This is a genomic window from Oscillochloris sp. ZM17-4 (genome assembly GCF_019599295.1).
Lineage (GTDB): Bacteria > Chloroflexota > Chloroflexia > Chloroflexales > Chloroflexaceae > Oscillochloris.
In genome coordinates, this window is record NZ_JAIEWN010000012.1 from 122179 (window position 1) to 133514 (window position 11336).

8 protein-coding genes are annotated in these 11336 nt (G+C 67.6%); 6 read left to right on the forward strand and 2 right to left on the reverse strand.

Annotation, left to right across the window (positions count from 1 at the left end; translation table 11 throughout):
- Window positions 1-9: 9 nt before the first annotated feature.
- Both K2Z83_RS11510 and K2Z83_RS11515 read left to right on the forward strand, forming a co-directional pair.
- On the forward strand, window positions 10-2253 hold the full coding sequence (locus tag K2Z83_RS11510; RefSeq protein WP_220595324.1) for an ABC transporter permease: 2244 nt from the start codon (window positions 10-12) through the stop codon (window positions 2251-2253).
- Between the two features lie 104 nt (window positions 2254-2357).
- Window positions 2358-3173, forward strand: coding sequence for an ABC transporter ATP-binding protein (locus K2Z83_RS11515; protein WP_220595325.1), 816 nt, complete (start codon window positions 2358-2360; stop codon window positions 3171-3173).
- Between the two features lie 171 nt (window positions 3174-3344).
- Here the strand turns inward: K2Z83_RS11515 and K2Z83_RS11520 are convergent, their stop codons facing one another.
- Window positions 3345-6875 (reverse strand): ExeM/NucH family extracellular endonuclease, encoded by a 3531-nt coding sequence (locus K2Z83_RS11520; protein ID WP_220595326.1) that lies wholly within the window; start codon window positions 6873-6875, stop codon window positions 3345-3347.
- Between the two features lie 286 nt (window positions 6876-7161).
- On the opposite strand from K2Z83_RS11520, the gene K2Z83_RS11525 reads away from it, so the two are divergent.
- The 4 genes from K2Z83_RS11525 to K2Z83_RS11540 all read left to right on the forward strand — a co-directional run bounded on the left by K2Z83_RS11525 (window position 7162) and on the right by K2Z83_RS11540 (window position 11039).
- A complete protein-coding gene (locus tag K2Z83_RS11525; protein ID WP_220595327.1) occupies window positions 7162-8124 on the forward strand; it encodes a hypothetical protein in 963 nt (320 codons plus the stop codon).
- A gap of 186 nt (window positions 8125-8310) precedes the next feature.
- Complete coding sequence (locus K2Z83_RS11530; RefSeq protein ID WP_220595328.1) at window positions 8311-8526, forward strand: Franean1_4349 family RiPP; 216 nt, start codon at window positions 8311-8313, stop codon at window positions 8524-8526.
- A gap of 94 nt (window positions 8527-8620) precedes the next feature.
- Complete coding sequence (locus K2Z83_RS11535) at window positions 8621-10021, forward strand: PP2C family protein-serine/threonine phosphatase (RefSeq protein ID WP_220595329.1); 1401 nt, start codon at window positions 8621-8623, stop codon at window positions 10019-10021.
- Between the two features lie 85 nt (window positions 10022-10106).
- The gene (locus K2Z83_RS11540) at window positions 10107-11039 is read left to right on the forward strand and encodes a hypothetical protein (RefSeq protein ID WP_220595330.1); all 933 of its coding nucleotides are present in this window, start codon (window positions 10107-10109) and stop codon (window positions 11037-11039) included.
- Window positions 11040-11124: 85 nt separating this feature from the next.
- Here K2Z83_RS11540 and K2Z83_RS11545 read toward each other — a convergent pair.
- Window positions 11125-11336: DUF3137 domain-containing protein (locus K2Z83_RS11545; RefSeq protein WP_220595331.1), on the reverse strand; the 212-nt coding region annotated here is incomplete at its 5' end.

An 11336-nucleotide genomic window follows, 5' to 3' on the forward strand; every position in this document is an offset into this window, starting at 1 on the left:
ATCACACGTATGCTCAGCCTGAAGAACCTGTGGCGGCGTAAGACGCGCACCCTGCTCACCACCCTCGGCATCGCCGTCGGCGTGGCGGCGGTGGTGGTGCTCTCGGCCTTCGGCAACGGCATGGCCGACGGCTTCGGCGCGATCGGCGCCTCGTCCGACGCCGACCTGCTGGTCAGCCAGAAGGACGCGGTCATGATCATGGTCGGCGCCCTCGACGAGGGCATCGGCGACGAGATCCGCCAGATCCGCGGGGTGGCCGCCGTGGCCGGGACGACCGTGGGCATCGTGCAGATGCCCGAGTCGCCCTACTTCCTGGTGGCCGGCGAGGACCCGCGCTCCTTCGCGATCAAGCGCTATAAGCTGCTCGCCGGCCGCCAGGTGGCCGCCAAGCGCGAGATCATGCTCGGCCGCCAGAGCGCCGAGAACCTGAAGAAGGCCGTCGGCGATACGTTCCGCATCAACGACATCAGCTACCACGTCGTCGGCATCTACGAGACCGGCCAGAACTTCGAGGATAACGGCGCGGTGATCGGCCTGGAGGACGCCCAGCGCGCCTTCGATAAGCGCCGCCAGGTCAGCTACTTCAAGCTCCAGCTCGACAACCCTTCGTACCGCGAGGCGGTCCGTGCGGAGATCGAGTCGCGCTGGGAGAACCTGGGCGTGACCCGCTCGGGCGAGGCGACCTCGCAGGACGAGATGCTCAAGATCTACCGCTCGATGGGCTGGGTGCTGGGCGTCTTCGCTATCCTGGTGGGCGGGCTGGGCATGATGAACGCCATGCTGATGAGCGTGTTCGAGCGCACCCGCGAGATCGGCGTGCTGCGGGCAATGGGCTGGCGGCGATGGCGGGTGGTGCGTATGATCCTGGCCGAGGCGCTGATCCAGTCGATCATCGGCGGGGCGATCGGCCTGGGCCTGGGCGCGGGCACCATCGCCCTGGCCAGCCAGGCCCCGGCGGTGGCCGGCCTGCTCAGCGGCGGCATGGACCCGGCCACCGGGGCGCAGGCCTTTGTGGTGGCCCTGGTGCTCGGCCTGGTGGGCGGCGGCTACCCGGCCTGGCGCGCGGCGCGGCTGGCGCCCCTGGAGGCCATGCGCTCCGAGAGCGGCGCGGCGGTGAAGCTCGGGCTCGTGGCCCGCCTGCTCAGCCGGGTGTTCCGCTTCAACGCCGCGCGCAACCTGCTGCGCCGCCCGGCCCGCACTCTGATGACCGTCCTCGGACTCGGGCTCGGCGTCGGCTTCGTGATCGCGCTCAGCGGGATCGTCGAGGGCTCCAAGGTGATGATCACCAGCCTGCTCAGCGCCGGCCAGGCCGACATCATCATCGAGCAGGCCAACGCCTCCGACTCGATGTTCTCGGCGATCGACGAGCGCACCGTCAGCCAGCTGCGGCTCGACCCGGCGGTCAAAAACCTCTCCGGCCTGGTCTTCGGCACCACCGCCGTGCCCGGCCTGCCCTTCTTCATCGTCTACGGCCTCGACCCGCGCGAGAGCTACGCGGCCCACTACGCCGTCCAGGAGGGCCGGCCGCTCCAGCGCCCCGGCGAGCTGATCCTCGGCCGCCTGGCCGCCAACAGCCTGAAGAAGTCTGTCGGCGACAGCCTGCGCTTCGGCGGGGGCAGCTTCGAGATCGTCGGCATCTACGAGACCGGGGCGGCATTCGAGGACGCCGGCGCGGTCATCCCGCTGCGCGAGGCCCAGCGCATCTTCGGCAAGCAGCGCCAGGTCTCCTTCGTCGGCATCACCCTGCACGACAGCAGCCAGGCCGACGCCGTGGCCCGCAGCATGGAGCAGCGCTACCCCGACATTATGGCCAGCCCCACCGCCGACCTGACCGAGCGCATGCAGGACTTCGCCACCACCACGGCGACGATGAACGCGCTCATGGCCCTGATGGTGCTGGTGGGCGGGATCGTGATGATGAACGTCATGATGATGAGCGTCTTCGAGCGCACCCAGGAGATCGGCGTGCTGCGCGCCCTCGGCTGGGGCCGCCGGCGCATCCTGGGCACCGTGCTCGGCGAGTCGCTCACGCTCTGCGCCGTCAGCGCGGTGGCCGGGGCCGGCCTGGGCCTGGCCCTGAACTGGCTCTTCACCCTCACCCCCGACTACGGCGACATGCTCGCGCCGAGCTATAGCCCAGCCACCTTCGGCCTCGCCGTGGCCATGGCCCTCAGCCTCGGCGTGATCGGCGGCCTGCTGCCGGCGTGGCGCGCGGTGCGCCTCAGCCCGCTCGAGGCGCTGCGGTATGAGTGATCGGCAAAACCCGTAGGGCCGAAGCATTCGCGGTTGTCGCTCCGCGACAACCGCGAATGCTTCGGCCCTACAAGGCCACACATCCCGACACAGGAGAATCCCCCATGTCCGATCATATCGTCCTAGAGACCCGCGGCCTCACCCGCGTGTTTGGCGAGCGGGTTCCCGTGCGCGCCCTCGACGGAGTTGACCTGAAGGTGACCGCCGGCGAGATCCTGGCGATCATCGGCCCCTCCGGCTCCGGCAAATCCACCCTGCTCAACCTGATCGGCGCGCTGGACACACCCAGCTCCGGTGAGGTGATCATCGACGGCACGCCCCTAACCCAGGTGCGCAACCTCGACAGCTTCCGCGGCAAGACGATCGGCTTCGTCTTCCAGAGCCATAACCTGCTGCCCACCCTCACCGCCCGCGAGAATGTCGAGGTGCCCATGTACGAGCTGCGCATAGGCGGCAAAAAGCGCCGCGCCCGCGCCGTCGATCTGCTCGACCTGGTGGGCCTGGCGCATCGCGCCGACCACCTGCCCAGCCAGATGTCCGGCGGCGAGCGCCAGCGCGTGGCGATCGCCCGCGCCCTGGCCAACGAGCCGGCGATCGTCCTGGCCGACGAGCCCACCGGCAACCTCGATAGCGCCACCACCGCCGATATCATGGCCCTCTTCGCCCGGCTCAACCAGGAGCGCGGCCTGACCCTGGTGCTCGTCACCCATAACACCGAGGTGGCCGCCGCCGCCCAGCGCGTGATCACCATCCGCGACGGCAAGATCCAGCGCGATGTGTCCATGGGCAGCGAGATCGAGCGCGAGCTGCTGCTCTTCAAGAGCTCCGTCCTCGGCCAGGCGATCATGCGCGGCGACGCCCTGCCCCCCGAGCTCGCCGCCATCGCCCCCGGCCTCAGCCACCTGCTTGAGGGAGTCTAAACGCCCCCGGCACTAGTCATTACGAGTTCTGCTGCGGCGCGGCATAGCCGCGCCGCAGCAGAACTCGTTTTTTGTTAGATAAGGTTTCAGATTGCTTTACAGTTTGATGCCGCAAATGGCATCCTACTGCACCAAATCTGCAATCTGCAATCTACAATCTGAAATCTTGTCTTAGCGACAGAGCAGCGGCGGGATGATCACGCCCAGATCGTGCGCCTCACCTGCCACAGACAGCAGCGCCAGGCCGCGCTGCTCGCCCGTGCTGATGGTGCTCACGCCTGGGGCCGCCGTGCCGGTGATCACCTGCCCGCTGCGCGCCATCCGCAGGCTGTAGGGCAGGTCGTAGCTGCCGCTGTTGGTGATGCGGAAGTCGCCCGTGGGGCAGACCCCGGTGAGACGCAGGCGGGTGATCTCCACGCGCACCGTGGCCTTCGACTTGCGGCCGAGCGCGTCGCGCACGGTGTAGGTGAAGCTGTCGGTGGTGGACTGGCCCGGGAGCAGGACGCCCAGGTGACGGTAGGTGATCGTGCTGCCGTCGGTGCTCACCAGGCCGCGCCGCGCCCGGCCCACCGCAGTGATCGTCAGCTGCCCGCTCTCGCCGGCGCTATCGTTGTCGAGCACTGGGATGGTCGTGGTCGAGCGATAGAAGGCCGCGGCCGCGTCATCGACGGCCATCGGCGCGGCCGCCGTGAGGCTCAGCCCGATGATAACCGTGTCGTGGTCGGAGATGCGATACTGGTCCGGCGCGTAGATCGCGTCCACGGCGTCCGGCTTGAAGCTCGTGTCGTAGTCGAGCACGTCGGGCTCGTCGGCGTTGATGTGCCAGTCGGCGGTGCCGGTCACCTGGGCGGCCAGGCTGGCCGAGGCCAGGGCGTGGTCCAGGTAGCCGTTCTGGCCGTCGAAGACGTAGGAGTAGGCCTGCGCGCCCTGGTAGGCGTTGATCAGGTTCACGTAGTCGTCGGCGGTTCCGGGGGTGCCGTCGGGGCCGGCCTTGATCGCGGAGATCGGGTCCTCCATCGCGTAGGAGTTCAGGTCACCGATGATCAGGTAGTCGCCGTCGCCCTCGCCGGTCGGGTTGCCATCTAGCCAGTCGACCAGGGCCTGGGCCGCGAGGGTGCGGGTGACGTTGCAGTTGCCCTGGCCGTCGCCGGTATCGGGGTCGCCCAGGTCATCGCAGGCCGAGCCCTTCGACTTGAGGTGGTTCACCGCCACGGTGAAGCGGCCGCCGCTGGCGCGATCCTCAAAGGTCTGGGCCAGGGTCGGCCGACTCTTGGTGTCGACGAAGCGCGGGTCGACCGCGCTGGTCAGCAGCGCGTAGTCGCCGAGCGGGCTGACCCTGGCCGGCTTGTAGATGAGGCCGACCTTGATCGCGTCGCCGCCGATCGTGCCGGTGTTGATGTAGGCGTAGGTGCCCGCGCCGAGCTCGGCGTTCAGGCCATCGACGATCGTCTGGAGCGGCTCCACGCCGGCGGTGTTCTCCAGCTCGTTCAGGCCGACGATGTCGGCGTTGAGCGCCTTGAGCGCGGCCAGCAGCTTGGCCTGCTGGCGATCAAGCTCATTCTGGTCGTCGGCGCCGCGGCACTCCATGTTCTGATCCGGGCCGCAGATGAAGGCGCCGGTGTCGATGCTGGTGAAGAAGTTGAGCGTGTTCTGGCCGGCCACCTTGAGCGTGCCGCCGACAGCGGGCGGGGTCGCCTCACGCGGGTTGACCGACGTGTAGTCGGCCGGGGCGGTCGGCTCGATGCGGTAGAGGCTGAAACCGTAGCTCAGCACGCCGGTCAGGTTGCTCACCGTGTCGCCGCCGCGGAAGCGGTTGTCCAGGCTGAAGGGCTGGCCATTGGGGTGGCGCAGGCTGGCCGGGTTCTGGGCGTTGCTGCCGTCGTCAAGGGTGATCCGTCGCAGCGCGTACGCGGCGGCCAGGGCGCTGGCCTCAGCCCCCGGCTGCACGATATTCGTCGGCGTGAAGAAGCGGTCGTAGCCGTCGAGCGGCAGGCCGACCACCATCTCGCCATAGCGATCGAAGTTGAAGTACTCGCTGATCGTCAGCGCCTGCGGGAAGCTGACCAGCATACCCTCGTAGCGCTCCAGATCGTCGATGCTCGTGAAGGGCATCTCCAGCGCGCTCGGCGCGATGCTGTTGCCGCTGCCCAGCACGCTCACCGCGCTCGCGCCGATCTCAGTCAGGCCGTTGTACTCGCTGACGCCGCCGGTCACCTGCACCAGGTCGCCGACGCTGACATTGTCGCGGCTGCCGTTATAGACGAAGACGCCCTCAGAGGTCAGCGGGTCGCTGTCGGCATCACTGGCCTCCTCCTGGACGAAGAAGCCGCTCAGGCCGGCCGGGCCCTCAAAGTCGCCGACGACCACGCCCTCAATGGTGACGCTCTGGCCGGTGCAGGGGCTGGCCAGCCCGTCGCCCTGGATGGCCGAGATCTTGGTGATCGCCGGGGCGTCGCTGCACGGCGACACATAGGTGATCTCCTCGTTGGCCGCGCCGGGGGTGTTCAGGGCCTCGCCCACCGCCGGGGTGCCGGCGAAGCCGGCGATGCCGGCCAGGTCGAAGTCGTTGCGCACCCAGTCGCTCGCGCTCTCGCTGTCGGCGCCATCGGGGATGCGCGAGGCGCCACCGGGCGCGTAGGCCGCGCCGTCGTAGGCGACGCCGAGCACGGGAGCGCCGTAGGTCAGGTCGCTGGCTCCGCCGTCGTTCACAGCCACGCTATCGACGATCTCGTCCCAGGGCGTGCTGTCGAGCGCGCCATCGTCGTTGGTGTCTAGATCGGTGCCGCTTGCGCTACTGAAATTGCGCACCAGCAGCAGCGTGATCGTACCGTTCTCAAGGGTGTTCGCCGCCAGATTGGCCAGGTAGAGGCCATTGGCGTCAGTGCTACCCATCGGCGTCACCGAGTCGACCGTGCCGGTGAGCGTGCCGCTGAAGTCGCCCTCGATCTGGAGCACGCTCAGGTCGCTGTAGTCGGCGCTCGCGGCCCCGTAGAGCTCGATGTACTCCACGTCAGTGCCGGCGGTGCTGGCCGAGAACTCGTTGATCTTCGGGCTGACCGCCACCGTGCCACAGGCCGCAGTATGGCTGCCCAGGCCGTCGAAGGTGTTCGTCGGGTAGCCTGCCCACTCGGTGGCAGGGTCGAAGGCATCATCGGGGTTCATGTCGCCGGCGCAGATGCTGTCTATGCGACGCAGGGTGTTGTCGGCGGTGCTGGTGTCGCCCGTGCCCCACTCTGTCCCGGGATTAAAGCCGATCTGGCCGATCACATCGACAATCGTGCCGATGGTGCCGCCTTTGCGCAGCACGACCGCATCATTGCCGTTGTACCAGCCCGAGCCATTGGTCTGGTCGGCCTGGGCGAGGATGATCGGGTCGGCCGACGACTGGGCCACCACATACGTATCACCGTCAGCGACCGTGCCGGTGAGATTGATCACGACGCTGGTAGTGGTGTTGCCATTGGAATACATCTGGATCACGTACTGGCCTGCGGCGAGGTCGACCGCCGCGCCAGTGCCGTTGTAGATCTCAAGGGCCTTGTTGTTGCTGCTCCCCTCGATATACTCCGAGAAGAACAGGTCGGTCGGGGCGGCCGCGTAGCTGCGGGTAGGGGCGGGGAACAGACCGGCGGCCAGGGCGATGATCAGGACGAGGGCGGGCAGCAGGCGCAGCCCGCGCGACGTGGTGGTCACGGTTCGCATAGATCTCCCTTTATGTATGCACAGAGACCCTCTATCGGCGCGCGATTGCCCGTGTGTGCGACGACGAGGCTCGGCAGGGCGAATCCTATCCGAGCCACATACCTCCAGGGCACAGGGCGACCGACGTTGATAGCGCTTGGTGGATCGCTGACAGGATAGAGCGGGTGGATAAAGAAGATATTAAGGTATCTTTAAGCGTTCTGCGTGGCATGTGGCGCAAAGATGACAATATCTTTATCTGTGGTAACATGGTGCGAGTGCCGCTTTCTTGTTTCTTATACCATCTATGCAGCTTGGCCCCGTCGAACAGCCACGCCACGAGCGTATCTGCGCGGCCCTGCGCGCCACTATCTCCGCCTACCCGCCAGCGCTGCGCCAGCGCTGCGCGCCCGACCTGGAGGATTTGCTGTGCGGGGAGTTCAGCCAGCTGGCCGCGCTGCTGCCGGCCTGGCTGAGCGACCTGATCCCCCTCGACGACGCGCTGCTTGACGTCCTTGGCGAGGCCGGGCTCTGGCTCTGGTGGTACGCCGACACGCTCGATGGCCTGATCGACGGCACGCGGCCGCCCGCCAGGCTGCCCGGCGCCCAGCAGGCCCTCCTGCGCGCCCTGGAGATCTACCGCGGCCTCGGCCTGGCCGACACGCCCGCCTGGGGCGACCTGATGGCCCGCGCGCTGCTCGCCGCCGACGCCTACGCCCGCGAGCTCGCCACCCGCGACATGGCCCTGCCCACAATCAGCGATGAGCAGCTAGCCCTCTGGTCGCCCGAGCTGCTGATGGAGCGCGCCGCCCCCTTCAGCTTTACCCTCACCGCGCAGCTCCAGCTGGCCGGCGCGCCCGAGGACGACCCCAGGCGCCCGGATATCGCCGCCGCACTGCGCGCACTCACCGCCGCCCGCCAGATCGCCGACGACGCCGCGGACTGGATGGCTGACCTCGCCCGCGGCCAGCTCAACAGCGTCTCTGCCGGGCTGATCCGCCACTTCCGCCAGCGCCGCCACGATCAGGCCGGCGCGCTGAGCCTGGAGCAGCTCGCCGGCTACGAGATCCACGCCGAGGGCTACTGGGATCAGGTCGAGCAGTCCCACGCCGCGCTCTGCCGTCAGGCTCTGGATCACCTTGCGCCCTACGGCGCATGCCGACTGCGCGCGCTAATCGTCGGCCAGCAGCGCGGCGATGCCGTAGGTTGGGCGCGGATGCGCGCGCGGCGGGCCGATGTGCGCGTGATCTTCACCATGGACGGCAAATGACCAGCACATAAACGAAACCGGGTGTTGGGCCGCATTCGTGTATTCGCTGGCTCTTCGTGGCCAGACCGCTCTATGATGAGCGTTCATCTCGGTAGATCATCGGTTACAATGGCGGACGGCCACCCGATGATCTTAGACAAACACCGTGTGCTGTCTGAGTGGAAGCGGCAACCGTAAGGAGATGCTATGAGTCCCGAGCTTGAGCGACTGATTGGCAAGGCTGTGATCGATAGCGACTTCCGCGATAAGCTGTTCGACAACCCGGAGCAGGCCCTCAAAGATGCGGGGATCACCCTCAGCCCTGACGAGATGGACAAGGTGCGCAAGGAAATCAAGGAGCGCGCGAAGGATCGCTCAGGCACCTATAAGGCGCTGGACACTGCCAAGGGCAGCACCTGGTAGCTGGTTCGCCCCATCTGCTGGTACATAGAGCCCCACATGCGCAAGACCCGTTCGCGGCCGCCGCGCCCGTACGGGTCTTGTCACCCTTACTTATATGTCCGCGCAGCAGCCCGAAGTTGAGACGACGCTCGCCCTGACGGCGCCACAATCAGACTTTCAACAGAAGTCTGCGCTGCTGCGCCCCCTCAATGTCAGCCTGATCATCTTTAGCGCGATCGGCCTTGCCCTGGGAGTTGTGCGCGGGTCACCCAGCTACAGCAACGGAATGATCGCCCTGAGCCTATTGCTGAACGCGCTGGTCTTCTCCCTCGCGCGCAACAACCGCACCCGGCTCGCGTCGCACATCTTCTGCCTCTGGATCAATCTAGGCACGCTCTTCTTCGCCGCCGACAACCTGTTCCGCCAGGAAAACCCCGAGTCCGCTATCATCTTCTTCTGCGTCCTGGCGCTCAGCGTGATCTTGTCGGGGATGCTGATCGGGGTGTTCTACAGCTTCGTGATCGTCGGTGTCAACTCGCTGGTGGTTATCAGCCTGTGGCTCTACTACTACCTGCGGATTAACCCATCTGAGAGCCTTGCAGAGAATCTGGCGAATATGGCGGCGATGGCCTTCCCGATCACCGTCTTCCTGGTTATGATCGCTGTGATCTCCTGGCTCTACCAGCGCGCCCTGGCCCATGCGGCGCTGCGGCTGGAGGCGGCTCGCCAGCGGATCCTGCGTGACGAGCTGCTCCGGCGCGACCTGGCCGTCGCACGCGAGCTCCAGCAGCGGCTCTACCCACCGCCGCCGCTCACGAACGCCGCCCTCAGAATCGCCTCGCGCTCGGAGCCGGCCCGCGAGACGAGCGGCGACTTCTATGACTTCATCTCCCTGAGCGATGATCGTCTGGGGATCGTGGTGGCCGACGTGACCGGCAAGAGCATCGCCGCCGCCCTGGTGATGGCGATGTCGCGCAGCACCCTGCGCTCCGAGGCCACGCGCCACATTAGCCCCGCCGATGTGCTGCACTATGCGAACCAGACCCTCTGCCAGGACAACACGTTCAAGCAGATGATCACCGCCTTCTATGGCGTGCTCGACACGCGCACTCTGCGCCTGGCGATCTCTAACGCCGGCCACCCCTTCCCCGTGCTTCGCCGCGACGGGCGGATCAGCGAGCTGGAGATCTGCGGCCTGCCCCTGGGGGCCCGCCCCGACGCGCGCTACACCGAGCAGGTCATCCAGCTCCAGCCTGGCGATCAGCTTGTACTGATCAGCGACGGCCTGCTGGAGGAGCAGAACAACCGCCGCGAGCTGTTCGGCTTCGACCGCATGCTGGCGACGATCGCGAATGCCGACCTGTGCGACCCCGAGCACGCTCTGGATGAGATCTGGGAGACGGTGGCGCGCTTCCGCGACGGCTCCGAGCAGAGCGACGATATCACGCTGGTGGTGGTGCAGGTGGCGGCGGCCGCAACCGTGGGCGCGGCACCGTCGCCCCTCTCCGCCGACTGATACTATTTCAGATTGCAGATTTTGGATTGCAGATTGGGCTAGCCTCGCCGGTAGACTCGGCGAGGCCCAAGCCAATGACGGCGACATGAGCTCAATCTACAATCTACAATCTACAATCTGCAATCGCGCCGAGCGGGCCGTCGCCTGGCTGCGGGCCGCCCAGCGCCCCTCGGGCGAGCTTCCCACCTTCACCGCCCGCCGCCCCGATATGGCCGACGCCCGCCCCTACGCCTGCTGCGTCTACACGACCACCTTTGTGGCCCACGCACTGTCGCGCCTGCCCCACATCCCTGGGGCCGCCGCTGTCTGCGGGGCCGCCGGCGGCTTCCTGCGCGCCGAGGCCAACGGCGATGGCTCGTGGAGCTACGAGGGCCGCGCCACCAGCCGGGTGCCGCCCGACCTCGACGACACCGCCTGCGCGACGGCGGCGCTGCTCACGCTCGGCGAGCGGCCTGGCCTGGGCTTCTACCAGCAGCTCTGGGAGAATGAGCTCGCCCCCGGCGGCCCCTACTTCACCTGGCTAGGCGTGAACGATAGCGCCGGGCACCTGCTGGCCCGCCAGGTGGACGCCCTGGTGCAGGCGAACCTGCTGCTCTGCGCGAGCATGGCCGGCCTGGAGCTTCCCGGCGTCGTGACCTACCTGCGCGATGTGATCGACCGCGAGGATCTGGCGGTGGCCAGCGACTACTGCCTCACCCCGCACCTGCTGGTCTACGCCATCGCCCGGGCCTACGCCGATGGACCCGCGCCCGCCCTGGCCCCGGCGCTGTCGTCCCTGCGCGCGGCCGCAACCGCCCTGCCCACGGGCGACGCCTTCGAACTGGCCTGTCGGGCGGCGGCGCTGCTCGCCCTCGGCGCCCCGGGCGACGCGCGGCTGGGCGACCTGCTGGCCGCCCAGCTCCCCGATGGCTCCTGGCCGATGGCGGCCTCCTACTCCGGCTACCCGCCCCACCTCGACGGATCCCCGGCCCTGACGACGGCGATCTCCCTCGACGCGCTCAGGCGAGCGGCGCTCTAGCTGAGCGCAGAGCGGGTGAGCGCAGAGCGAAGAACAGGATCGCATCAGAATGGATTGGGCGCACCAATGATGGCTCAGCCGTTCGTCACCGCTTGCTCCAGATCCGCAGGTTCAGGTTCAGATCCTCGACGATCTCCTCGGCTAAGCGCACATCCTCAAAGTAGGCTTCGATGTCGCCCTGGCCAAGGGCCGCCCCGCTGCGCCAGAGGGGGGGCGGCTCAAAGTAGTTCTTGCTGGTGCTGATGGCGAGGTAGATCTGCGCGTTCACAAACGCGATCGCCACCGGCGCGCCCAGCT

Bases quoted from the DNA above. Each gene is read 5' to 3' on its own strand.
- K2Z83_RS11510 (WP_220595324.1), top strand. From the start codon at position 10: ATGCTCAGCCTGAAGAACCTGTGGCGGCGTAAGACGCGCACCCTGCTC.
- K2Z83_RS11515 (WP_220595325.1), top strand. From the start codon at position 2,358: ATGTCCGATCATATCGTCCTAGAGACCCGCGGCCTCACCCGCGTGTTT.
- K2Z83_RS11520 (WP_220595326.1), bottom strand. From the start codon at position 6,875: ATGCGAACCGTGACCACCACGTCGCGCGGGCTGCGCCTGCTGCCCGCC.
- K2Z83_RS11525 (WP_220595327.1), top strand. From the start codon at position 7,162: ATGCAGCTTGGCCCCGTCGAACAGCCACGCCACGAGCGTATCTGCGCG.
- K2Z83_RS11530 (WP_220595328.1), top strand. From the start codon at position 8,311: ATGAGTCCCGAGCTTGAGCGACTGATTGGCAAGGCTGTGATCGATAGC.
- K2Z83_RS11535 (WP_220595329.1), top strand. From the start codon at position 8,621: ATGTCCGCGCAGCAGCCCGAAGTTGAGACGACGCTCGCCCTGACGGCG.
- K2Z83_RS11540 (WP_220595330.1), top strand. From the start codon at position 10,107: ATGAGCTCAATCTACAATCTACAATCTACAATCTGCAATCGCGCCGAG.